The organism is Halomonas sp. DP4Y7-1 (genome assembly GCF_019800705.1).
In the GTDB taxonomy this organism is placed as follows: domain Bacteria; phylum Pseudomonadota; class Gammaproteobacteria; order Pseudomonadales; family Halomonadaceae; genus Halomonas; species Halomonas litopenaei_A.
The window spans coordinates 46,156-70,561 of record NZ_JAHVKS010000002.1 but is presented as its reverse complement, the minus strand read 5'-3'; the positions used below and the strand labels follow the sequence as shown (position 1 = coordinate 70,561).

The 24,406-nt window shown below is 62.8% G+C and carries 18 protein-coding genes; 12 read left to right on the top strand and 6 right to left on the bottom strand.

Annotated features, from left to right (window positions below; genetic code table 11):
- Positions 1-47: 47 nt before the first annotated feature.
- Together cmoB and cmoA are read right to left on the bottom strand one after the other, a co-directional pair.
- Positions 48-1,052 (bottom strand): tRNA 5-methoxyuridine(34)/uridine 5-oxyacetic acid(34) synthase CmoB, encoded by a 1,005-nt coding sequence (gene cmoB, locus KUV72_RS03890; protein ID WP_222237513.1) that lies wholly within the window; start codon positions 1,050-1,052, stop codon positions 48-50.
- The gene (cmoA, locus tag KUV72_RS03885; protein ID WP_206941022.1) at positions 1,053-1,796 is read right to left on the bottom strand and encodes a carboxy-S-adenosyl-L-methionine synthase CmoA; all 744 of its coding nucleotides are present in this window, start codon (positions 1,794-1,796) and stop codon (positions 1,053-1,055) included.
- Between the two features lie 178 nt (positions 1,797-1,974).
- Here cmoA and pgi point away from each other — a divergent pair, with 178 nt between their 5' ends.
- From pgi to arcC, 9 genes are all read left to right on the top strand, one after another.
- Positions 1,975-3,645 (top strand): glucose-6-phosphate isomerase, encoded by a 1,671-nt coding sequence (pgi, locus tag KUV72_RS03880; RefSeq protein WP_206941020.1) that lies wholly within the window; start codon positions 1,975-1,977, stop codon positions 3,643-3,645.
- 93 nt (positions 3,646-3,738) lie between these two features.
- Positions 3,739-4,374, top strand: a complete 636-nt coding sequence (locus tag KUV72_RS03875) for a YqiA/YcfP family alpha/beta fold hydrolase (protein ID WP_222237512.1) — start codon at positions 3,739-3,741, stop codon at positions 4,372-4,374.
- A 70-nt stretch (positions 4,375-4,444) separates the two neighbouring features.
- The gene (gene parE, locus KUV72_RS03870) at positions 4,445-6,325 is read left to right on the top strand and encodes a DNA topoisomerase IV subunit B (RefSeq protein WP_206941016.1); all 1,881 of its coding nucleotides are present in this window, start codon (positions 4,445-4,447) and stop codon (positions 6,323-6,325) included.
- A gap of 86 nt (positions 6,326-6,411) precedes the next feature.
- On the top strand, positions 6,412-8,673 hold the full coding sequence (gene parC / locus KUV72_RS03865; RefSeq protein WP_222162840.1) for a DNA topoisomerase IV subunit A: 2,262 nt from the start codon (positions 6,412-6,414) through the stop codon (positions 8,671-8,673).
- A gap of 64 nt (positions 8,674-8,737) precedes the next feature.
- Entirely contained in the window at positions 8,738-9,946 is a 1,209-nt protein-coding gene (gene serB / locus KUV72_RS03860) for a phosphoserine phosphatase SerB (protein WP_222162841.1), read from the top strand.
- 514 nt (positions 9,947-10,460) lie between these two features.
- Positions 10,461-11,888: an arginine-ornithine antiporter gene (arcD, locus tag KUV72_RS03855; RefSeq protein ID WP_222237511.1), complete on the top strand. Its 1,428-nt coding sequence runs from the start codon at positions 10,461-10,463 to the stop codon at positions 11,886-11,888.
- A gap of 87 nt (positions 11,889-11,975) precedes the next feature.
- On the top strand, positions 11,976-13,232 hold the full coding sequence (arcA, locus tag KUV72_RS03850; protein ID WP_222237510.1) for an arginine deiminase: 1,257 nt from the start codon (positions 11,976-11,978) through the stop codon (positions 13,230-13,232).
- 98 nt (positions 13,233-13,330) lie between these two features.
- Positions 13,331-14,341 (top strand): ornithine carbamoyltransferase, encoded by a 1,011-nt coding sequence (locus KUV72_RS03845; RefSeq protein ID WP_206941006.1) that lies wholly within the window; start codon positions 13,331-13,333, stop codon positions 14,339-14,341.
- A gap of 77 nt (positions 14,342-14,418) precedes the next feature.
- Complete coding sequence (gene arcC / locus KUV72_RS03840) at positions 14,419-15,348, top strand: carbamate kinase (RefSeq protein WP_222237509.1); 930 nt, start codon at positions 14,419-14,421, stop codon at positions 15,346-15,348.
- 247 nt (positions 15,349-15,595) lie between these two features.
- On the opposite strand, the gene KUV72_RS03835 is transcribed toward arcC, so the two are convergent.
- Complete coding sequence (locus KUV72_RS03835; protein WP_261317343.1) at positions 15,596-16,870, bottom strand: glycerophosphodiester phosphodiesterase family protein; 1,275 nt, start codon at positions 16,868-16,870, stop codon at positions 15,596-15,598.
- Between the two features lie 922 nt (positions 16,871-17,792).
- Here KUV72_RS03835 and leuA point away from each other — a divergent pair.
- Complete coding sequence (leuA, locus tag KUV72_RS03830; RefSeq protein WP_222237508.1) at positions 17,793-19,499, top strand: 2-isopropylmalate synthase; 1,707 nt, start codon at positions 17,793-17,795, stop codon at positions 19,497-19,499.
- Positions 19,500-19,686: 187 nt separating this feature from the next.
- On the opposite strand, the gene epmB is transcribed toward leuA, so the two are convergent.
- Positions 19,687-20,724 (bottom strand): EF-P beta-lysylation protein EpmB, encoded by a 1,038-nt coding sequence (gene epmB / locus KUV72_RS03825; RefSeq protein ID WP_222237507.1) that lies wholly within the window; start codon positions 20,722-20,724, stop codon positions 19,687-19,689.
- 105 nt (positions 20,725-20,829) lie between these two features.
- Here epmB and efp point away from each other — a divergent pair, with 105 nt between their 5' ends.
- Together efp and epmA are read left to right on the top strand one after the other, a co-directional pair.
- A complete protein-coding gene (gene efp, locus KUV72_RS03820; protein WP_206940998.1) occupies positions 20,830-21,396 on the top strand; it encodes an elongation factor P in 567 nt (188 codons plus the stop codon).
- Positions 21,397-21,532: 136 nt separating this feature from the next.
- Complete coding sequence (gene epmA / locus KUV72_RS03815; RefSeq protein ID WP_222237506.1) at positions 21,533-22,504, top strand: EF-P lysine aminoacylase EpmA; 972 nt, start codon at positions 21,533-21,535, stop codon at positions 22,502-22,504.
- 27 nt (positions 22,505-22,531) lie between these two features.
- Here the strand turns inward: epmA and asd are convergent, their stop codons facing one another.
- The gene (gene asd / locus KUV72_RS03810; protein WP_222237505.1) at positions 22,532-23,461 is read right to left on the bottom strand and encodes an archaetidylserine decarboxylase; all 930 of its coding nucleotides are present in this window, start codon (positions 23,459-23,461) and stop codon (positions 22,532-22,534) included.
- Positions 23,462-23,568: 107 nt separating this feature from the next.
- Positions 23,569-24,399 (bottom strand): sulfurtransferase, encoded by an 831-nt coding sequence (locus KUV72_RS03805; RefSeq protein WP_206940992.1) that lies wholly within the window; start codon positions 24,397-24,399, stop codon positions 23,569-23,571.
- Positions 24,400-24,406: the final 7 nt, after the last annotated feature.

The following is a 24,406-nucleotide window of genomic DNA, read 5'->3' as shown; positions in this document are numbered from 1 at the left end:
AATGACGACGCCCTGCCGATAGACTCGGCAGGGCGTCTTGCTGTCGGTCATGCTGGCCGGGTGGCAATGATCACCGCACGCCGTGGTGCCGGATGTCCCTCTCGGGTGAGTTGGGGGTTCTCTGGATCAAGAAAATCATTCAGTGATTGAAAGGTCATCCAGTCCGTCGCGCGCTGTTCGTCCAGGCTGGTGGGGCCTTCATCGACAACGCGAACGTCACAGAATCCGACCTTTTCAAGCCAGCCAACCAAGGCCTTGGACGACGGCAGGAAGTAGACGTTGGGCATCGCGGCGTAGCGGTCTCCCGGCACCAGCACGCGGGTTTCATCGCCCTCGACTACCAAGGTTTCCAGCACCAGCTCGCCACCGCGACGCAGGGCGTCCCGTAGCTGTATCAAGTGCTCCAGCGGTGATGGACGGTGGTAGAGCACGCCCATGGAAAACACCGTGTCGAAGAAGCCGAGCCGATCAGGGACGTCTTCGATACCGACCGGCAGGAAATGGGTGCGTCCGCCATCGGCCTCGCCGACGAAGTGCTTGACGGCCTGGAACTGCCAGTAGAAGCGCGGCGATGGATCAATGACCAGCACGAAGTCGGCCCCGGCCCCGGCCATGCGCCAGGCGTGGTAGCCATTGCCTCCACCGACGTCGAGCACCTTGCGGCCCCGCAGCGGCGCCAGGTGCGGCGCCAGGCGCTGCCATTTCCAGTCCGAGCGCCACTCGGTATCGATGGTGATGCCAGCCAGCCGGTAGGGCCCCTTGCGCCAAGGGATCAGCGCCCGAAGCAGGTTCTCGCTTTGACGCTTACGGCTCTCATCCAGCTCAAGCGATACCTCGACGGTGTCCTGGTCAAGGTGGACATGGCGCTTGTCAGGTAGCGCCGGGAGCTTGGCCACGGCCTTTTCCCAGGCGGGAAGGTCACCATGCCGCTGACGGTCCAGACCGCTGGCAAACTGTTCGGGCAGTCTGGCAAGCCAGGTGCCCATGCCGGCATGGCGAAAGGAGTGTTCAAGGAAGGCGCGATACAGATCACGCTGATGCTCGGGGATCACTCAAGCCTCCTTGAAGGCAATCATGGAGGCGAAGTTCAGGTACTGAAACCAGGTCAGCGAGCGGCCGAAGCCGGCATCCGCCAGGCGCTGATGATGCTGCTCAAGGGTATCGGGAATCAGCACGTTCTCGAGGGCGTTGCGTTTCTGGCTGATTTCCATATCGCTGTAGCCGTTGGCCCGCTTGAAATCATGGTAGCGCTCCACCAGCCAGGCGTTGTCCTGCTCGTCGCCGGACTTGATCTTCTCCGACAGTACCAGAACGCCGCCGGGCTCCAGCGCCTGATACAGCCGTGCCAGCAGGTCGTTGCGATCTTCCGGTGCCAGGAATTGCAGCGTGAAGTTGAGCACGATCATGCCGCTGGGGCGGTAATCGATGTGACGGATGTCCCCTTCGATGACCTCGATGGCGTGCTCGGGACACTCCTCTGCCAGGGTCTGACGTGCTCGTTCCACCATGGCCGGGGACAGGTCGATGCCGGTCAGGGTGAAGGCGTCCCGCGGAAGCTGGCCGGCCAGCGCCAGGCCTACGGCGCCCAGCGAGCAGCCAAGGTCGTAGACGTGGGCGCCGTGGCGCAGATGGCGCTCGGCCAGCACGCCCAGCATGCCAAGGATCTGGCCGTAGCCGGGAACGGACCTGCGGATCATGTCGGGGAAGCAGGCGACGACACGTTCGTCGAACGAAAAGCGCGCTACCTTGTCCAGGGGTGTGGAAAAGATGGCGTCACGGTAAGATGCGTCACTCATGGATTGCCAGTGTTGTCGGGCTCGGGGGCTGTGATTGTACGCGTCCTGGGCCCGTGCTGCACGATGAGGCAGCTGCCGTCGCTGACCCGTCACACCTTTGACCTGGGGAACCGTCGCAGACGTGACATGGATGCAGCCAAGGCTGCCGCTCCCCAGACTATGCCCAAGGAGAGGATAGATGCCGACGATCGACCAAACCCAGGCCTGGCGGTCCCTGCAGGACAAGGCCCAACAGGTAGGACAGCGCCACCTGTGCGACATGTTCCGTCAGGACCAGGGGCGTTTCGCCACCTTCAGCCGGGAAGCGGCTGGCCTCAAGCTGGACCTGTCGAAGCAGCGTTGGGATCAGGACACCCTCGCGGATTTGCTGCGCCTTGCCGAGGAGGCAGGGGTGCCGGCAGCCACTCAGCGTCTGCTGGCCGGCGAGAAGGTCAATATCAGCGAGGATCGGCCTGCCTTGCATACCGCCTTGCGTCTGCCCGCCGATGCGACGCTGGTGGTCGAGGGGGAAGACCTGGTGCCGGCGGTGCATGCCACCCTGGACAAGATGGCCACCATGGTCGAGCGCTTCCACTCGGGGCAGTGGCGCGGCGCCACCGGCAAGCCGATTCGTGACGTGGTCAACCTGGGGGTGGGCGGCTCCGACCTCGGGCCGCTGATGGTGACCCACGCCCTGGCCGACTATCGTCCTCAGGGGACTCATCCGGTGGAGGTTCATTTCGCCTCGACCATGGACGGCTCGCAGCTGGTCGACTACCTGACGCGCTTCGATCCTGAAACCACGCTATTCGTGCTGTCGTCAAAATCGTTCACCACGATCGACACCCTGTCCAACGCCAATACGGCGCGGGACTGGCTGCTGTCCCGGCTGGTGGGCTCGCGCCAGGAAGGCGTCGACCATGAGCTGGTACTGCGTCAGCACTTCATCGGGGTATCCGCCAGTCCCGAGAAGATGGCCGAGTGGGGCATCGCCTGTGATCACCAGCTCGAATTCTGGGAGTGGGTCGGCGGGCGCTACTCGCTGTGGGGGGGCATTGGCCTGCCCATCGCACTGGTGATCGGGATGGAGGGCTTCCGTGCCCTGTTGGCCGGTGCCCATACCATGGACGTGCATTTCCAGAAGGCGCCCTTGGCCGACAATCTGCCGGTGCTGCTGGCCCTGGCCGGTATCTGGAACAACAACTTCCTGGACATCCGCGCCCACTCGATCTTGCCCTACGACGGCCGACTGGAGTACTTCGCCGCCTATCTCGAACAGCTTGAGATGGAGTCCAACGGCAAGTCGGTCACCAATGACGGTGACACGGTGGACTATTCCACCTGCCCGGTGCTGTGGGGACAGCTCGGTCCCAACGCCCAGCATGCGTTCTACCAGTTGCTGCACCAGGGCACCCAGGCGGTGGAGTGTGACTTCATTGCGCCCCTGGCGCGCTACGAGGATGTCGAGGATCCGGCCACCCGTGAGCACCTGATGGGTCAGCACCGCCTGACTCTGGCCAACTGCTTTGCCCAGTCGCGCGTGTTGATGCTGGGTGATGACGCCATTGCCGAGGACGGCCCACGGCCCGAGCACAAGCGTTATCGTGGCAATCAGCCCTCGACCACCTTGCTGCTGGAGCGGTTGACGCCGGAGACCCTGGGCGCCTTGATTGCGCTGTACGAGCACAAGGTGTTTGTGCAGGCGACCATCTGGGGCATCAATCCCTTCGACCAGTGGGGCGTTGAACTGGGCAAGAAGATCGCCAACGAGACCCGTGACATCATTGAAGGCCGTCAGGGTCTTGATGATATGGACGATTCCACCCGAGGCCTGATCGAGGCAACCTGGCAGGCCTCGCGGGAGCGCTGAAGCGATCACAGTTCCCGCTGGCTCCCTGCCTCCCGCAGTGGGTCAGCGGGGCGGCCCTGTCAGCAAACTGGCCATTTATACAGGTTTTCCGTTATGCTGAGCCCCATGACGCCTCAGACGTCGCCAGTCGCCACCGGCATCTTGTACCTGCACGGGTTCAATAGCGCCGGGGCGTCGCCAAAGGCACGCCTGGTCAAGGCCGCCTGCGACGCACTGGACCTGCCCTGCGAGACCCCGGATCTGCCGTCGCGTGCCGTCGATGCGCTGGCGCTGGGTGAGTCCTTGATGTCGCGTCTTGGGCCGCAGCCGCTGGTCATGGGCAGTTCCATGGGTGGCTTTCTGGCCACGATATTGGCCGAGCGACACGGGCTCAAGGCGGTATTGGTCAATCCGGCGGTGCGCCCGGCGCGGCTGGTCGATACTATGCTGGGCCAGAGCTTTGTGAACGCCTACACCGGAGAACGCTTCGTGGTCGAGCAGGGGCATCGTGACCAGGTGGCCCAGCTGACGCCCGAGAGCTTGACCCCATGGCGTTACCTGCTGCTGCTGGTGACCCAGGACGAGACATTGAACAGTCACGATGCGTTCGAGGCCTATCGCGGCGCCAGAGCGGTGCTGCATCCCGGAGGGGAGCACGGCTTCAATGCCCTGGCCGATTACCTGCCAGCGGTGTTCGCCCACGCCGGGCATCGCCTTGAACCAGGCGTGATGGCGCCGGTGATGGATTAGGCGCAGGCCCTCGCGACTGGCGCCAAGGCAGAAAAGAGACGATTCCAGTCATCCTGATGATGGACCACGCATGACCCAATACAGTGCCAGTTCGATCGAGGTGCTTTCCGGGCTGGAGCCCGTTCGCAAGCGCCCCGGCATGTACACCGACACCTCCCGCCCGAATCACCTGGTGCAGGAGGTCATCGACAACAGTGTCGACGAGGCCCTCGCCGAGCACGCCAACGAGATTCGCGTAGTGGTGCGCGATGATGGCGGTATCGAGGTGTCGGACAACGGTCGTGGCATGCCCATCGACGTGCACCCCGAGCACGGAGTGTCGGGGATCGAGCTGATCATGACGCGCCTGCACGCAGGCGGTAAGTTCTCCTCATCGAGCTATCGCTTTTCCGGCGGTCTTCACGGTGTCGGGGTATCCGTGGTCAACGCCCTGTCCAGGCGCCTGGAAGTGGAAGTGCTGCGCGATGGCGAGCGCCACGCCATGGCCTTCGAGCACGGCGACAAGGTCGAGGATCTGCACGTCATCGGTACTGCGGCCAAGCGGGCCAAGGGCACGGTGGTGCGATTCTGGCCGGACGTCAGCTATTTCGACAGTCCCAATCTGGCCGTGGGCCGCCTCAAGCACCTGCTGCGCGCCAAGGCAGTGCTGTGCCCCGGGCTCAAGGTGGAGCTGGTCGAGGCCGATGGCACCGCCACCACCTGGCAATTCGAGGACGGTCTGCGCGACTACCTGGCCCAGACCACCGACGGCTACGAGGTCCTGCCAAGCTCGCCCTTCGTCGGTCACTTTGCCGACGACGAGCAGGCGGTGGACTGGGCGATCCAGTGGCTTCCCGAAGGCGGCGACTCGTTGATGGAAAGCTACGTCAACCTGATCCCCACCGCCCAGGGGGGCACCCATGTGAATGGGTTGCGCTCCGGCCTGCTCGATGCGCTAAAGGAATTCTGCGAGTACCGCAGCCTGCTGCCCCGTGGCGTCAAGCTGACCGCCGAAGACCTGTGGGAGCGCGTCGCCTACGTGCTGTCGGTGAAGATGCTGGATCCGCAGTTCGCCGGACAGACCAAGGAGCGGCTGTCTTCGCGCACCGTGGCGGGCTTCGTGTCCGGGGTGGTCAAGGACGCCTTCTCGCTGTGGCTCAACCACCATGTGGACCAGGCAGAAGCCTTGGCCGAGCTGGTCATCAGCGCGGCTCAGCGGCGCCAGAAGAGCTCCAAGAAGGTGGCCCGCAAGAAGGTGACCTCTGGTCCTGCACTGCCCGGCAAGCTGGCCGACTGCAGCGGTCAGGACCCCGCCATGAGCGAGCTGTTCCTGGTCGAGGGCGACAGTGCCGGCGGCAGCGCCAAGCAGGCACGCAACCGCGAGACCCAGGCGATCCTGCCGTTGCGCGGCAAGATCCTCAATACCTGGGAGGTCGACTCCCATGATATCTACGGCTCCCAGGAGGTCCACGACATTGCCGTGGCCATCGGTGCCGACCCGGCCAGCGCCGACCTGTCCAAGCTGCGCTATCACAAGATCTGCATCCTCGCCGACGCTGACTCTGACGGGCTGCACATCGCCACGCTGCTGTGCGCGCTGTTCGTGCGCCACTTCCCCTCGCTGGTCGACGCCGGGCATGTGTTTGTCGCCATGCCGCCGCTGTACCGCATCGATCTGGGCAAGGAGGTCTTCTACGCCCTGGACGAGAGCGAGAAGGCCGCCATTCTGCGTTCCCTGGAAGGCAAGCGTGGAACACCCAATGTTCAGCGCTTCAAGGGCCTGGGTGAGATGAGTCCGCTGCAGCTGCGCGAGACGACCATGGCGCCAGAGACGCGCCGCCTGGTGCAGCTGACCCGGGAAGATGGCGACGGCACGCTGGAGATGATGGACATGCTGCTGGCCAAGAAGCGCGCCTCGGACCGCAAGAGCTGGCTTGAAGACTACGGCAACCTGGCCGATATCGACGTCTGATCCGGCCGAGGCAGAGCGGGCGGCGCCGGTTGCGCCTGGGAATACCATGTCGTCGCTTGCGGCGACCAGGATGAGAACGAGGGAACATGACTCTGGACATTGAGGTGGCGGAGGGCGACGTCGAGCGACTGTCCCTGCGCGAATACACCGAGAAGGCCTACCTCGACTATTCGATGTACGTCATTCTCGACCGGGCATTGCCCCATATTGGCGACGGCATGAAGCCGGTACAGCGGCGCATCGTCTACGCCATGCGTGAACTGTCGCTGAACGCCAATGCCAAGTACAAGAAGTCCGCGCGTACCGTCGGTGACGTGCTGGGTAAGTTTCATCCCCATGGCGATAGCGCCTGCTATGAAGCCATGGTGCTGATGGCGCAGCCGTTCAGCTATCGCTATCCGCTGGTCGATGGCCAGGGCAACTGGGGCAGCCCAGACGACCCCAAGTCCTTCGCGGCGATGCGCTACACCGAAGCCAGGCTGTCGAAGTTTGCCGAGGTGCTGCTCAGTGAGCTGGGCCAGGGCACCGTGGACTGGGCGCCCAACTTCGATGGCACCATGAATGAGCCGGTGGTGCTGCCGGCACGGCTGCCCCACGTGCTGCTCAATGGCGGCACCGGGATTGCCGTGGGTATGGCCACGGATATTCCACCCCATAATGTGCGCGAGGTGGTCGAGGCCACCTGCCAGGTGCTGCGTAACCCCTCGGTGACGACGGCGGATCTGATGGCGCACCTGCCGGGACCGGACTTTCCCACCCAGGCGGAGATCATCACTCCCCGCGCCGACCTCAGAAAGATCTATGAAAGTGGCCGTGGCAGCGTCAAGATGCGCGCCCGCTACGAGTTCGACAAGGAAGAAAGCCAGGTCATCATCACCGCGCTGCCGTATCAGGTCAGCGGGGCCAAGGTGCTCGAGCAGATCGCTGCCCAGATGCAGGCCAAGAAGCTGCCGATGGTGGCCGACCTGCGCGATGAGTCCACCCATGAGGAGCCTACCCGTCTGGTGATCGAGCCCCGCTCCAATCGGGTCGACATCGAGGCGATGATGGCGCACCTGTTTGCCACCACCGACCTCGAGAAGAACGTCAGGGTCAACCTCAACGTGATCGGTCTCGACGGCCGTCCGCGGGTGATGCCACTGCCGGAGCTTTTGGGCGAATGGCTCGATTTCCGCCGTACCACGGTACGCCGGCGGTTGGAGCATCGGCTGGGCAAGGTCAACGATCGCCTGCACCTGCTGGAAGGTCTGTTGATCGCCTACCTAAATATCGATGAGGTGATCCGGATCATCCGTGAAGAGGATGAGCCCAAGAGCGCCCTGATCGAGGCCTTCGGTCTCAGCGATCGTCAGGCCGAGGCCATCCTGGAGCTGCGCCTGCGTCATCTGGCCAAGCTGGAGGAAATGAAGATCCGCACCGAGCAGAGTGAGCTCGAGGCGGAGCGCAAGCGGCTCGAGGAGCTGCTGGGCAGCGACGAGGCCATGACCGACCTGATCGAGCAGGAGCTCAGACAGGCGGCAGAAGAACACGGCGATGAGCGTCGCTCGCCCATCGTCGAGCGTGGCGAAGCCAAGGCGCTGTCCGAAGTCGAGCTGGTCGGTGCCGACCCGGTCACCGTGGTGCTGTCCGAGAAGGGCTGGATTCGCGCGGCCAAGGGCCACGATATCGATCCGGCTGGCTTGTCCTACAAGGCGGGAGATGCCTTCCATCTGGCCGCCCGGGGCAAGACCAACCAGCCGCTGGTACTGCTGGATGATACCGGCCGTGCCTACACCTTGCCGGCCCATCAGTTGCCCAGCGCCCGTGGCCAGGGCGAACCGGTGACCGGCAAGGTCAACGTGGTGGCCGGTGCGCATATGGCCGGGGTCATGCTGGCTCCCGGCGACTCCCGCTACCTGCTGGCCTCCGACGGCGGCTATGGCTTTGTTGCGCGACTCGAGGACCTGACCGGCAAGAATCGCTCCGGCAAGGCGGTGCTGTCACTGCCCAAGGGCTGCAACGTGCTGCCCCCGGTGGAGCTGCCAGCGGCCGAAGAGCTGACCGTGGCCACGGTATCCAACGAGGGGCGGCTGCTGCTGTTCCCGCTGGAGCAGTTGCCGGAGATGTCCAAGGGCAAGGGCAACAAGATGCTCGACATTCCTGGCGCCCGGGCCGCCCGGCGTGAAGAATTCGTGCGTGGACTGGTCGTGTTGGCCCCGGGAGATACCCTGGTGGTCCATGCTGGCAAACGTAAGCTATCGCTCAAGAATGGCGAACTCGACTACTATCGCGGCGAACGCGGGCGTCGGGGCAGCAAGCTGCCGCGCGGTCTGCAGAAGGTTGATCGGCTGGAGCGCGTCGAGGCCTGATCCTCGGTGGGGGTTCACGTTGTCGCCACCCCATACAAGGCGGTGAGGTTACAGGACAGACTACATGACCAGAAGAATCTTGATGCGTGCCACCGGCCAGGCTCGTCCTGGCCAGCTGGCCGGACTTGGCAAGGCGCTGGCCCGCAGCGGGGCAAGACTTCTCGATATCAACCAGAGCGTGACCTTTGGCATCGTCTCGCTGGAGGCCCTTGTGGCGCTGGATCACGAGGCGGACCTGGAAGGTGCGCTGGCCCACACCGGCGACGAGCTCGGGCTCGATGTGCAGGCGATCCAGATCAGCGCCGAGGAGTACCATCGCTGGAGTCAGACCGCGGGTCAGCCGCGGTGGATCATGACCTTGCTGGCGCCTCGACTGCCTGCCGGCATCCTGGCCGAAGTGGGCGCGCTGACGGCAGAGCATGGCCTGACGGTGGAGTTGATGCATCGCCTGTCCGGACGCGAGCCGCTGGACGGCGAGGCACCGGCCCAAGGCAGCTGCGTCGAATGCTGGCTGCGCGGCGAACAGATCGATCTCGAGTCGCTGCGCGAGAAGGCCCTGGCCCTGGGCGCGGCCCACGGGGTGGATATCGCGCTGCAGGAAGACTCGATCTGGCGTACTCACCGTCGTCTGGTGTGTTTCGACATGGATTCGACCCTGATCAAGGCCGAGGTCATCGATGAGCTGGCCAGGCGTCACGGTGTCTATGACGAAGTGGCGGAGGTCACCGAGCGGGCCATGCGCGGTGAGCTGGACTTCCAGGAGAGCTTCCGCGAGCGCATGTCCAAGCTCAAGGGGCTGGATGAGTCCGTGCTGGCCGAGATCGCCGCTGAGCTGCCGTTAATGGACGGCGTCGAGACACTGATGGCTCAGCTCAAGCGCTTGGGCTATCGCACCGCTATCCTGTCCGGTGGCTTTACCTACTTCGCGCGCTATCTCCAGCAACGCCTGGGCTTCGATGAAATCCACGCCAATGAGCTGGTCATCGAGGACGGCAAGGTCACCGGTGAGGTGCGTGAGCCGATTGTGGATGCCGATCGCAAGGCGCTGCTGCTGCGCGAGATCGCCCAGCGCGAGGGCATCTCCATGGAGCAGACCATCGCCGTGGGAGATGGCGCCAACGATCTCAAGATGCTGGCGGCAGCCGGCCTGGGAATTGCCTTCCGGGCCAAGCCCATGGTCAGAGCCCAGGCGAGACAGAGTATCTCGACCCTTGGTCTTGATGCCGTGTTGTACCTGATCGGCTATCGTCAGGCGGATTTGGCGCAAGACTGACCGGCCAAGACTGACCGGCCAAGACTCATCGGAAAGGACATCACGCTGGATGGGGCACCATGCCAGCACACTCGAAAGGGGAGTCTTCGGACTCCTCTTTTTCGTTTGTCCTGTGCTTTCTCCCTGCGTGTTCGTCGTGTCTCGGCGCGTTCTCGTATTCTCTGCGCGTTCTCCCATGCTGTGTGTTGTTCTGTTCACAACGTCTTTTGGGCGGCTTTCTGGTGCAGGTGTCTCTTTTATGGCGTCCTGAGGAAGAGGAGTGGACGTTCGTGAAAGTGCCCAATACTTGACCCAAGTGGTGGTCACATGAGGTGGCTATCGTTGCCGTCCAGGCATGCAGATCAATGATGTGTTGTGGAGCCGCATTTCATGATCGATGTCGAATAAATTCGTCTTACTTCACGCTGTTGATACGAGTCACCGAAGAAGGGAATACCTCGGTTTGGGGCGTTATCGCGGAGAAAAAAGAGCGTAGGCTGAATCGGCAAACTTTTTTTCCTGCGAGGAAGCCTCCATGGAAACACCCAGACATAAGCTCGGGCTTTGTGCACTGCTTGCGCTGGTCGTTGGTTCGATGATTGGTGGAGGAATCTTTTCACTGCCGCAGAACATGGCGGCAAGTGCGTCTCCCGGAGCGATGCTGATCGGATGGAGTATTACGGCGGTCGGCATGTTGGCGCTGGTGTTCGTCTTTCAGACGCTGGCAAATCGAAAGCCGGAACTGGATGCCGGTATCTATGCCTACGCCAAGGCGGGGTTCGGTGACTACCTTGGTTTCTCTTCTGCCTGGGGCTACTGGATCAGCGCCTGGCTCGGAAATGTCAGCTATTTCGTTCTTCTTTTCAGTACCCTCGGTTTCTTCTTTCCCGCTTTCGGTGATGGCAATACGCCGCTCGCGGTACTGTGCGCCTCAATGCTGCTATGGAGCGTTCACTGGCTTGTCTCGAGGGGCATTCAGCAGGCGGCATATATCAATATCGTGGCCACCGTCGCCAAGGTGGTTCCGCTGGTGATGTTCATCGTGCTGGCGTCGATTGGGTTTCGGCTGGACGTCTTTACTCTGGATATCTGGGGGCAGGCCAACCCTGATCTTGGCAACGTGATGGATCAGGTGCGCAACATGATGCTGGTGACGGTGTGGGTGTTCATCGGCGTCGAGGGCGCGAGCATCTATTCCTCGAAGGCTCGGGAACGTCGCGATGTGGGGCGGGCCACTGTGCTCGGCTTTCTCGGTGTACTGCTGCTGTTGGTCATGGTCAACGTCCTGTCCATGGGCATCATGTCCCAGCCTGAACTCGCGGGTCTTAAAAACCCTTCCATGGCGCTGGTGCTCAGCCATGTGGTGGGTCCCTGGGGGGGATACCTGATCAGCGCAGGCTTGGCGATCTCGCTATTGGGAGCCTTGCTGTCGTGGACGCTACTGTGCGCCGAGATACTTCGTGCCGCTTCCAGTGACGGCACCATGCCCGCGGCCTTGAGCAGGGAAAACGTCAACAAGGTGCCGGTCAAAGCGCTATGGCTATCCAATGGCCTGATCCAGGTGTTTCTTCTGCTCACGCTGCTCAGCGAGTCGACCTATCTCAGTCTCTTGTATCTCGCCAGCTCGATGATTCTGGTGCCTTACCTCTGGTCCGCTGCCTATGCCCTCATGCTGACGTTGAAGGGCGAGGGGTACGAGGGCTCCCCGGAAGATCGGCTGAAGGATGCTTGCATCAGTGGCTTGGCCACGCTGTATGCCCTTTGGCTTCTGTATGCGGGAGGTATCCAGTATCTGCTGCTCTCGGCGCTTCTCTACGCGCCAGGCGCGATCCTGTTTATCTGGGCTAAGCGTGAGCGCGGTGAGGCTGTTTTCAAGCGCTACGAGATGATCATTTTTATGGCGACTGTCGGTGCTTTTGCCTTGGCAGTAGCAGGTCTTTATCAAGGGTGGTTAAGCCTCTAGGGGGAGTCGAATAGAGTAGGTGAAAGAGGTTCTGGAGAGTGACTTTCTGATACGAATTCCCTTGTTTATAGGGGAAGGAGAAAAGCGATGAAGATAGGCGGTTCTCGATTGGGTGTGTACTCGGAAGTGGGTAAGCTTCGCAAGGTCATGGTGTGTTCACCGGGGCTTGCTCACCTCAGGCTGACGCCCAGTAATTGCGACGAGCTGTTATTCGATGATGTGCTCTGGACCAATCAGGCGAAGCGTGATCATTTCGACTTCGTGACCAAGATGCGTGAGCGTGATGTCGAAGTGCTCGAGATGCACAATCTGCTGACCGAAACACTGGAAAATCGTGACGCGGTGCGCTGGATTCTGGACCGCAAGATCACCTCCAACCTGGTCGGCCATGGGCTTTCGGATGAAGTTCGCGCCTGGCTGACCGACCTTGAGCCTCGGCGTCTAGCCGACTTTCTGATCGGCGGGGTGTCCTGGGCCGATATCACCGAGAGTCATGGTGGCGAGACCCTCAAGACCTTCCGTGACTATCTGGGGCGCTCGAGCTTTGTGTTGCCGCCGTTGCCCAACACCCTGTTCACTCGCGATACCACCTGCTGGATTTACGGTGGCGTCACCCTCAACCCCATGTACTGGCCGGCCAGGCGCCAGGAAACCTTGCTGACGTCAGCCATCTATCGCTTCAACCCGAGGTTTGTCGGCGCCGACTTCAAGGTGTGGTATGGCAACCCTGATCAGGACCACGGTGCTGCAACGCTGGAAGGTGGCGATGTCATGCCGGTGGGCAACGGCGTCGTGTTGATCGGCATGGGGGAGCGTACCTCGCATCAGGCCATCGGCCAGGTGGCCAGCGCCTTGTTCCGGGCGGGTGAAGCCGAACGGGTCATCGTGGCGGGCTTGCCGCGTTCTCGTGCCGCGATGCATCTGGATACGGTGTTCAGCTTCTGTGATCGCGATCTGGTCACGGTCTTCCCGGAGGTGGTCAAGGATATCGTGCCGTTCAGCCTGCGCCCGGAAGAGAGCAAGCCCAGTGGCATCGACGTGCGACGCGAGAATCAAGGCTTCATCGAGGTCGTGGCCGAGGCCCTTGGTCTGCCCAGGCTGCGTGTGGTGGAGACCGGCGGCGACAGCTACGAGGCCGAGCGCGAGCAGTGGGATGACGGCAACAATGTGGTCGCCCTCGAGCCCGGTGTGGTGGTCGGCTATGACCGTAATACCTACACCAACACCTTGCTGCGCAAGGCAGGCGTCGAGGTCATCACCATCAGTGCCAGCGAACTGGGGCGCGGACGTGGTGGCGGTCACTGCATGACCTGCCCCATTTCCCGCGATGCCGTCGACTACTGATACCGGCTTGTGACGTCGATCGCTGACGTCAGCGGAACCGTCTTTTTCTCTTTTGGCTTCCCATCGACGGCTGCCAGGCAGCCGTCAAGGAGACACTCATGGCGTTCAACATCCACCATCGTCACCTGCTGTCACTGATGCATCACTCCGAGCGCGAGCTGCGCTACCTGCTGGACCTGTCTCGTGATCTCAAGCGCGCCAAGTACAGCGGCTGCGAGACCCAGCGGCTGAAGGGCAAGAACATTGCGCTGATCTTCGAGAAGACCTCCACCCGCACCCGCTGTGCGTTTGAAGTGGCCGCCTATGACCAGGGCGCCAATGTGACCTACATCGACCCGACCTCGTCCCAGATCGGTCACAAGGAGTCCATGCGTGATACCGCTCGGGTCCTGGGACGCATGTATGACGCCATCGAGTATCGCGGCTTCAGCCAGGAGGTGGTGGAGGAGCTGGCGGCCTTCTCTGGGGTGCCGGTGTACAACGGGCTGACCGATGAGTACCACCCGACCCAGATGATCGCTGACGTGCTGACCATGCGTGAGCACGCGGAGAAGCCGCTGCACGAGATCTCCTTCGCTTATCTGGGCGATGCGCGCAACAACATGGGCAACTCGCTGCTGCTGATCGGCGCCAAGCTGGGCATGGACGTGCGTATCGCCGCGCCAAGGGCGCTCTGGCCGGATGAAGAGCACCTGGCCAACTGTCGTCGCTTTGCCGAGCAGAGTGGGGCACGACTCTGCCTGACCGAAGATCCCCAGGAAGCGGTCAAGGGCGTCGACTTCATTCACACCGATGTGTGGGTCTCCATGGGTGAGCCGGTGGAGGCATGGGCCGAGCGCATCGACCAGCTGCTGCCCTATCAGGTCAACCAGGCCTTGCTGGCGGCGTCGGGCAACCCTCGGGTCAAGTTCATGCATTGTCTGCCCGCCTTTCACAACTGCGACACCAAGGTGGGGCGTCAGGTCGCCGAGCAGTATCCGGTCCTCAAGAACGGTATTGAAGTCACCGAGGAGGTGTTCGAATCCCCGGCCTGCATTGCCTTCGAGCAGGCGGAAAACCGCATGCACACGATCAAGGCGGTAATGGTGTCGACGCTGGGAGATGTGTGAGTCGCTGGCGTCGATGTTGGCCTGAACCTGGCGAGTGGCCTGGTGCCGCTCGCCAACCTGAACCGGGAGAGTAGCGTATGCGTATCACCATAGCGCTTGGCGGTAATGCACTGCTGCGACGAGGCGAAGTCATGAATGGGGACGCCCAGCGCGCCAACATTCGTATCGCCTGTGAGCAGATCGCGCGAATCGCATCGGGCAATGAGCTGGTGATTGCCCACGGCAACGGCCCTCAGGTCGGGCTGCTGGCGCTGCAGGGGGCGGCCTATGACGAGGACAATGCCTTCCCGCTGGATGTGCTGGGGGCCGAGACCGAGGGCATGATCGGCTACATGATCGAGCAGGAGCTGGGCAATCTGTTGCCCGGCGACGTGCCGTTCGCCTCGCTGTTGACCCAGGTGGAAGTCGATGCCGCTGACCCGGCCTTTGCTCACCCTACCAAGCCGATCGGTCCCATTTACACGCAGGAGGAGGCCAGCCGTCTGGCGGAGCTCAAGGGCTGGGCCATGGCCAAGGACGGTGATCATTATCGCCGGGTGGTGCCGAGTCCCAGGCCCAAAAGGATCTTCGAGATTCGCCCACTGCGCTGGCTTCTCGAGCGGGGCACGGTGGTGATCTGTGCCGGCGGCGGTGGGATTCCCACCGTGTACGCTGAGGACGGCAAGCTTCAGGGCATCGAGGCCGTCATCGACAAGGACATGTGCTCGTCGCTGCTGTCTCGAGAGCTCGCCAGTGATCTGCTGATCATCGCCACGGATGTTGACGGTGTCTATCTGGATTGGGGAACGCCCCAGAGCCGGCGGGTGGCGGAGGCCGACCCTGACAGCCTGGAAGCGCTCGACTTCGCTAGCGGGTCCATGGGCCCCAAGGTGCAGGCGGCCTGTGAGTTTGTGCGAGCCAGCGGCAAGACGGCGGTAATCGGAGCACTCGCTGATATCGAGGCCATCGTGGCGGGACGTGCCGGCACCCGCATTACTGCTGAGGCGCAGGGCTTGTCCTTCGCCTGAATGGCTTGCCGCAAGGGAGTGCCCCTGGCTGGTGACGGACTTGGCGAGATGGCAGTGCCGCTGCTGGTCCCCTCGTCTGAGGGGGCCTGGGTACCGCCGATGGGGGAGCGCCGCAGCCAGGCAGGGTCGTTAGGATGGAACCCTCGGAATGGCGTTAGGGGCGCCAACGCCACGGAAGGCGTTCTGGCCGGGTGGCTTGCCACCCGGCCGTTTTTACGTGGTGGGCGCTAATCTTCTTGCCGGGAGCCTAGGGCGCCAGCTCGTCCGCCATGCAGTTGGCATACAGGGTGACCGCCGCGGGCCAGTCCGAGAACACTGCCTTGACGCCGATATCCCTGGCCATGACGTCCAGCGCGACCATCTTGTCGCCATCGTTGTCTACCACGTCATCAATGGTCTGGTGGTACCAGGCGCCATCCCGGGTCAAGGGTGCCGAGCGCTCAAAGGACCAGGCGACCAGTTCAAGTCCCGCCTGCTTGGCCTCTTCGGCGTAGACCGATGGCACGATGGGCTTGTCAGGGTCGTCGCCGGCGGCCAGCAGCATCCACATCGGCGGGGCCAGAATCTTGACGCCCATATCCGCCAGCTCCTGCATAGACGGTTGCCAGGTCCTGGGGTCGGTCACGTCAAAGCCTTCCACGTCATAGCGGTCGTCCAGATAGACGGCGGTATCTCCAAACTCGGTGTTATCGACCCAGTAGCGCACGTCATCCAGCAGGAATGACTGCGGAAAGACGTCGGCTGGCGCCACGCCTGCCTCGGCGTACTCATCGAGCAGCTTCTGCGCGTAGTCCTGCTGGCTCATGCCGTCGAAGGGCATCTCCACGCTAGGCGTCTTCAGCTCCGGCGTCATCTTGACCCCGAGCTGCTGGAACAGCGCGATGCTTTCGGCATGGCTCATCAGGGTGCCGCGATCGGCGTAGAGCTCTGTGCGCCAGCGGGGGTTGCCAGCCAGATAGGCCTCCAGGGTGTCGGCACTGGTGTCGACGCCATCCATGCGTCCTTCCAGGGTCTTGAACTCGGCCAGGGTGATATCGCTGGTACAACACTGGATGTCGCTGGCGTTGCTCAGGGTGCCGTCGGCATTGAAGGCTGGTGGCACGCTGCACTGGCTGGCCAGTTCGGTTTCCAGAATGTTGGTGGTGCCATGCAGGTCACACTGGGAGTGGCGGCACACCAGCTCCTTGTCTTCGGTGAAGGCCACGTCACACTCGAGCACCCCTGCACCCATTCTTGCCGCCGCCAGGTAGGACTCTTTCGTGTGCTCCGGGAACATGAGAGGCGCACCGCGATGGCCAATCGAAAAGTCGCTGGGCTCAAGCTGGTCCAGGGACGACGCACACTGCTGAAGTGTGGCCTTGAGCTCGGCGGACTGAGCGTTGTCCTCATCCATGTCGTCGATCAGGAAGTAGGGCCGCGGGCCGACGCTGACCGGTAGAGAGTTCGATGCGCTGGTGGGATCGGATGCTGCCACCGCCGAGGAAGACAGGGCCATCGTCAGCAGGCTGATGCCAACGCTCAAGCACAGGGCTGTGCTCAGAACGGCGTGACGGGGCCTGTGGGGACTGCGGTCCTGGGGGGCGATTGGTGTGCGATATCGCGTACTAGCAAGTGGGGTGCTGTGGTTCAGCGCAACCATCTTGTGTCTCCAGCAGTGTAGGAATGACGTGGGGGATTGAATGGCCTTGGGTGCGAGGCGTGGCGTCCCGACATCGTCCAGATAGGGTGTAGGGACCGTAAAGCCGCGGCCGGGAGACAACCGGTGGCGTGCCGCCTTGTCCATGGCTTGCGGCCGTATCGGGGCCTGTGACCTAACACCTACTCTAGACGGGGTAGAGGACAAATGCGTGACAGCGAGGTAGGTCAGCAAATCAGCAGAAAAGCGTCGTTCGCGCGTACCGCTGGCGCCGCTTCTGCGAGGGATGACAGGGGACTTGGCCGCTGCGTTGCGGGCGGGGTCATGCAGGGGAATGGTTGACAAGGGCAGCTAAGACTGATTTTCTAGGCGCATGAACATGACACTTCGACTCCTCGACCTACGACTACTACTACGCGTGTAAATGCGCGTGGCGATGGCGCCTGCCCTGGCTCTTCCCGAGCCGCCTTCATCGCCTGGAGCTTGTTGCCAAGAGTTAGTCGAATCGAGGTTGAACCATGTTAGTCAGTGTCCAGTCCCCCGCCATGAACCTTCCCGCCATGAGCCGCCCAGGAGCCTGTGTTCGTCATGCGGCCATGATCGTCACGGTGCGCGATGGTGCTGTCATTGATGTTACTGCGCTACGACTTATGACGCCCCGCTCTCCTTTGGTGAGCGGGGCGTCGCCGTTTATGCCTGGCCACAGCCCATAAGGCGCACGTCAGGCCTGCCAACAATAGCTCGACAATACCGCGAGCAAGATCGTACCAACGATCGCTAGACACAGCCCGTATCCGGAGAATTCGCCATGATGCTCAACGATCCTTCCAGCAAGTACCGTCCCTTCGTCGCCGTGGACCTGCCTGATCGGCAGTGGCCCAACCAGCGTATCGAGGCCGCGCCGAAGTGGTGCAGCGTCGACCTGCGCGACGGTAATCAGGCCTTGATCGATCCGATGGACCAGGAACGCAAGCAGCGTTTCTTTGACCTGCTGCTGAAGATTGGCTTCAAGGAAATCGAAGTGGGTTTCCCGTCAGCGTCCCAGACTGACTTCGACTTCGTGCGCAGCCTGATCGAAGACAACAAGGTGCCGGACGATGTGACCATTCAGGTGCTGACTCAGGCACGTCCGCACTTGATCGAGCGCACCTTCGAGGCCCTGAAGGGCGCCAAGAAGGCTATCGTGCACGTGTACAACGCCACGGATCCGGTGTTCCGTCGTGTGGTGTTCAACGTCAACAAGGCCGAGTGCATCCAGATTGCAGTTGACGCCACCACCCAGATTCGCGACCTGATGAAGGCGGCGCCCGACACCCAGTGGACCTTCCAGTATTCACCGGAGCTGTTCACCACCACCGAGATGGACTTTGCCGTCGACGTCGTCAATGCGGTGCGCGAGACCTATGGTGCAAGCGCCGACAACAAGATGATCGTCAACCTGCCGGCGACGGTGGAGTGCGCGACCCCCAATAACTATGCCGATCAGATCGAATGGTTCTGCCGCAATGTCGAACACCGTGATCACCTGATCGTCAGCGTGCACCCGCACAATGACCGGGGTACCGGCGTGGCCGCCGCTGAACTGACGGTGATGGCCGGCGCCGACAGGGTCGAGGGCACCTTGTTCGGCAATGGTGAGCGTACCGGTAACGTCGACATCGTGACCCTCGCCATGAACCTCTACACCCAGGGTGTGCATCCGGGGCTCGATTTCTCGAACATCACCCCGATCATGCGCGAGGTCGAGCACTGCAACCAGCTGCCGGTGCATCCGCGCCACCCCTACGTGGGTGATCTGGTGTTCACGGCCTTCTCCGGCTCTCACCAGGACGCCATCAAGAAGGGCATGGCGCTGCGCAAGGAAGATCCGGACAGCGTCTGGGCGGTACCTTACCTGCCCATCGATCCGCTCGACGTGGGCCGCAGCTACGAGGCGGTGATCCGCGTCAACAGCCAGTCCGGCAAGGGCGGCGTCAGCTACCTGCTCGAGCAGGAGCACGGCATCGAACTGCCGCGCCGGCTGTCCATGGAGTTCAGCCTGGTGGTGCAGGAGGTGGCCGATCGGGTCGGCAAGGAGATTACCTCGGCGATGATCTACCAGACCTTCGTCGACGAGTACCTGGCCAAGACCGAGCCCTACAGCCTGGTCAGTCACCGTCTGTCGTCCGAGCCGGACAGTCCGACGGTCATGCTTGAGGCCTGCATCGCCAAGGACGGTCAGCGCCACACCATCAGCGGTGAGGGCAATGGTCCCCTGGCGGCCTTCGTCAAGGCATTGCGCGGTGAGGGCCATGACATCGAAATCATCGATTATCACGAGCACTCCCGTGGCCAGGGCGCCGACGCAGAAGCCATCGCCTACGTTGAAGTGCGGGTGAAGGGAGAAGCCGTGTTTGGGGTTGGTACCGACGAGAGCATCACCAGTGCCTCGATCAAGGGGGTGATGAGCGCGGTGAACCGCTGCCTGTCTACCGAGGAGGTGGCACCCAACGTCACCGCCGATAGCGTGGCCTAAGCCTAACCGCCGCCAGGCGCGATGACGAGGCCCCCGCCGCAGCTTCCCTGCGGCGGGGGCCTTTTCCTTGGCCCGGGCACTGGCGCCCGGGGTGTCACCGATCCCCGTTCCTTGCTCTTTTCCCTTCTCGCTTTCCTCGCTTTCCTCGCTTTCCTCGCTTTCCTTCCCGTTCGCTTTTCTGTTGTTGTTACAGAGGTGTCTTGCTGGCCTCGCCGGGTATCTCACGCACCAGCGTCGGCATGAGGAAACCGGGGAGTCGAGTGCGTAGCTCATCGACCAGAGCATCGGCCCGCTGGTCACTGACATCGAAATGGGCGGCGCCGACCACGGGATCGAAGGCATGCAGGTAGTAGGGCAGGATACCCGCCTCGAACAGCCGTTCTGACAAGGCCTCCAGGGCATCGACCGAGTCGTTCACGCCCTTCAGGATCACGCTCTGGTTGAGCAGGGTGACGCCGCTTCGAGCCAGTCGCTGGCAGGCGCGAATCACCGCGTCGTCGATCTCGTTGGCGTGGTTGATATGCAGCACCATTACCTTCTGCAGGCGCGTCTTGCCAAGCCAGTCGAGCAGCGGTCCGTCGACCCGATCGGGGATCACTACCGGCAGCCGGGTGTGCATCCGGAGGCGCTTGAGATGGCTGATGGCGTCCAGCCGTTCGACCAGCCAGGACAGTTGGCGGTCACTGGCGGCCAGGGGATCGCCGCCGGACAGAATGGCCTCTCGCAGGCTGACATCGTCGCGCAGGTAGTCGAGGGTATCGTCCCACTGAGAGCGTGAAGGCGCATTGTCCTGATAGGGAAAATGGCGACGGAAGCAGTAGCGGCAGTTGACCGCGCAGGCGGGACTGGTGATCAGCAGTACCCGGCCAGCGTACTTGTGGATCAGTCCGCGCCTGGCGGTGTGCTGCGCCTCCTGCAGCGGGTCCGTGACGTAGCCTGATGGCGTCGACTGTTCGTCGGACAGGGGCAGTACCTGCCGCAACAGGGGGTCCTGCGGGTCAGCGTGACGCATTCTGGCGGCAAAGGCCTCGGGCACGCGCACCTCGAACAGGGCGTGGCCGGCCTCGGCGCCAGGCACCAAGCTGGCATCCAGGCCAAGGCGGCGGCATAGCTCGGCAGGGTCGCGAATGGCTCCGGCCAGCTGGCGCTGCCAGCCACCGGGGGCGGGAAGCTCCGGCTCATCCGGGGCAGAGCAATGCAAAAGCGACGGGCTTCGGGTTATCATGCGGGCCATCCATCGATAGGCGCGAGGGGCTGGCCCTCGTGGAATGTCAGTCGTGTGCCGACCGGGGCCGATGGCCGGGACGGGCACCAAAAGGGAACAGATTTCATGGCGAACTATTCTACCAACGAATTCAAGGGCGGTCTGAAGGTGATGCTCGACGGCGACCCCTGCGCCATCGTCGAGAACGAATATGTGAAGCCCGGCAAGGGCCAGGCCTTCAACCGCGTCAAGCTGCGCAACCTGATGACTGGCCGCGTGTGGGAGCGTACCTTCAAGTCCGGCGACTCCCTGGAAAGCGCCGATGTCATGGATCTGGACATGGAGTACCTGTACACCGACGGTGACATGTGGCACTTCATGAAGACCGATGGTTCCTTCGAGCAGTATGCGGTGGAGAAGAAGGCACTGGGTGACAGCGACAAGTGGCTCAAGGAGCAGGTGGTTTACACCATCACCCTGTGGAATGACAACGCCATCTCCGTTACCCCGCCCAACTTCATCGAGCTGGAAGTGGTCGAGACCGATCCGGGCCTGAAGGGCGATACGGCCCAGGGCGGTTCCAAGCCGGCGACGCTGTCCTCTGGTGCGGTGGTCCGCGTGCCGCTGTTCATCAACCAGGGTGAAGTGCTGAAGATCGATACCCGCAAGGGCGAGTACGTCTCCCGCGCCTGAGGCGGGGCGAACGCCGTCGATCGACAGCAGCGATCGATTGCAGCGATCGATTGCAGTGATCGATTGCAGTGATCGATAGCTAAACGAGGGCCACGCTACCGCGTGGCCCTTCGTCTTTTACCCAAGGTAGGCAAGCATGAACGATTGGCAACCTTCCGCCACGCTAGACACGCTGCGGCGCCGTGCGGCTCTGCTGGCAAGGGTGCGTGCGTTCTTTACCGAGCGTGATGTGCTGGAAGTGGAGACGCCTATCCTGGGGCATGCTGGCAGTACCGATGTGCACCTGGCCTCGTTGTCCTGCCAGGCCCGCACTCCCGCGGGTGCTGAAACGCTGTGGCTGCAGACATCACCAGAATTCCATATGAAGCGTTTGCTGGCGGCAGGGGCAGGCCCTGTCTTCCAGATTGCCCGCAGCTTCCGTGACGGTGAAGTCGGACGGCGTCATAACATCGAATTCAGCATGCTGGAGTGGTATCGCCCTGGCTGGTCACTGGATCAACTGATCGAGGAGACCCAGCAGCTGATTCGCACCCTGCTGCCGACCGATCCGGGCCCGACGCGCCGTCATCGCTACCGAGCGCTGTTTGCACGGGAGCTGTCGATCGACCCCTTCGTGGTCGAGCTGGAGGCACTGCGCACGCTGGCTACCGCTACCGGCGGACTGGACATGAGCACGGCGGAGCGCGATGACTGCCTGGACCTGCTGATGTGCCTGGTCATCGAGCCGACGCTTGGCCGCGACGGCATCGATGTGGTGCTGGACTATCCGGCGAGCCAGGCGGCCCTGGCCAGGCGCCATCGGGATCCCGAGGATGGTGCCTGGGTCGCCTCACGCTTCGAGGTGTACCTGAAGGGACTCGAACTGGCCAACGGCTACGATGAGCTGACTGACGCTCAGGAGCAGCGAGCGCGCTTTGCCGAAGACAATCGCGCTCGAGCCCAGGCGGGCTTGCCGGAGGTGGATGTCGACCAGCGCCTGTTGGCGGCCCTGGAGGCCGGTATGCCCGAGGGCAGCGGTGTCGCCCTGGGCCTCGACCGGCTGATTCAGCTGGCGCTCGGCAAGTCGCGTATTGATCAGGTCATGGCCTTTGCCACGCCCCGGTGCTGACCGGGGCCACTGCCACTTCCCCTGGTGTCATTCAGCGCCGTCTTTTGCCGCGCCGGGCTGGTCCTCTGCCGTCGCCTCGCTGGCGTCTTCCGGTGCTGGAGTTGCCTGCTGGCCGGGGTGTGCCCCCAGGCGCTGACCCATGCGAACCGCTACGGCGTTGCCCCCTTTGCCGTGCAGGGCGTCGAAGTCGATCTTTTCGGCAAAGGCCATCACCACCGTGGAGCCCAGCTTGAAACGCCCCATTTCCGCACCTTTTTCCAGGTGCACCGGGCGGTCGAAGCGTATGCGTTCGACTCGGCCGGACTGAGGCGTAACCTGGCCTGCCCAGACGGTCTCGATGGCGGCGACGATCATCGCTCCGACCAGGACCATCACCATCGGCCCCTGCTCGGTATCAAAATGACAAATCAGGCGCTCGTTGCGAGCAAACAGTCCAGGCACGTGGCGGGTAGTAGCGTCATTGACCGAGAACAGCCGTCCAGGGACGTAGACCATCTCGGTCAGGGTGCCCGCCAGCGGCATGTGCACGCGATGGTAGTCCTTGGGGGACAGATACACGGTGGCGAAGCTACCGTCCTGATAGCGCGCTGCGGACAGCGGATCGCCCCCCAGCAGCTCGGAGACGCTGAAGCGATGCCCCTTGGCCTGCACCAGGCGACCACGATCAATGGCGCCCCACTGTGACAGCGTGCCGTCGGCGGGACACAGCAGACCGTCCGCCAGCGGGCGAGCGTCGGCGGTCAGCGCTCGGGTGAAGAAGGCGTTGAAGCTTGGGTAGACACCAGGATCGCTTTCGACGGCCTGGCTCATGTCGACGTTGAAGCGCTTGATGAAGGCACGGATCAACAGGTTCTTGAGCCAGCCGATACGGCAGTCGGCGAGACGACCCACCAGCCTGGACAGCAGGTGTTGGGGGATCGGGTACTGGATCAGGGCAAACAGCTTGGCGAGGGTCACGAAATGACGGCTCCGGATAAACGGGTTGGAACAGGCTCAGGCCACCGTGGCGGTGAGCCTGAGCGTGTGAGACGTGCGGGTGGCTCTGGCGCAATGAGGCGGCGGCGTCAGCCCTCGATCGGCGTATCGTCGCGGTTGCCCCATTCCTTCCATGAGCCGGGATAGGCGCGGATGCGCTCGAAGCCCAGTGCCTTGGCCACCAGCCAGGTAAAGCCGCTGCGGTGATGGCTCTGACAGTGAGTGACCACTTCCATGTCTGGCGTGATGCCCATGGCGTCCAACTCGGTGATCAGCTCCGCATAGTCGCGCAGACGAAGTGAACGCTCACGATCCATGGCATCCGTCCACTCCATGTTGACCGCACCGGGCAGGTGACCACGGCGCTTGTTGTCGCCTTTGGTGCCCTCGAACTCGCCCACGGAGCGGGCATCCCAGATAGCGAAGTGGTCGCTGCCCAGTCGCTCCTGCAGCTCGAGCCGGTCAATGGCGACCTCTGGATTAAGGATCTCGGCCTGGTAGTCGGAGGCGGTGGCGGCGTGCTCCTCGGTGGACTGGGGCAGCCCCTCGGCCCGCCAGGCATGAATCCCGCCATTGAGATAGGAGTAGCGGCGATGGCCGATCAGCTCAAGCGTCCACAGCAGGCGCCCGGCCCAGCCACCCCCTTCGTCGTCGTAGGCCACCACGTGGGTGTCGCGGGTCAGCCCGAGCGACGAGAACAGGGCTGACAAGGCCTCAACGTCGGGTACGTCGTTGGGCACGTCGCCACTGCCTTTCAGCAGTCGGCGGTGGTCCAGGAAGATCGCCCCTGGGACATGGCCCTGGGCGTAGCTGTCGGCCTTGAGCGGCACGTCGATCACCAGAATATCCTCGTGATCCAGCACGCTCGCCAGGTCCTCTGGCTCGGCGATCAGGGGCAGCAGATTGTCTTCTGAGCTCATGGGGGTC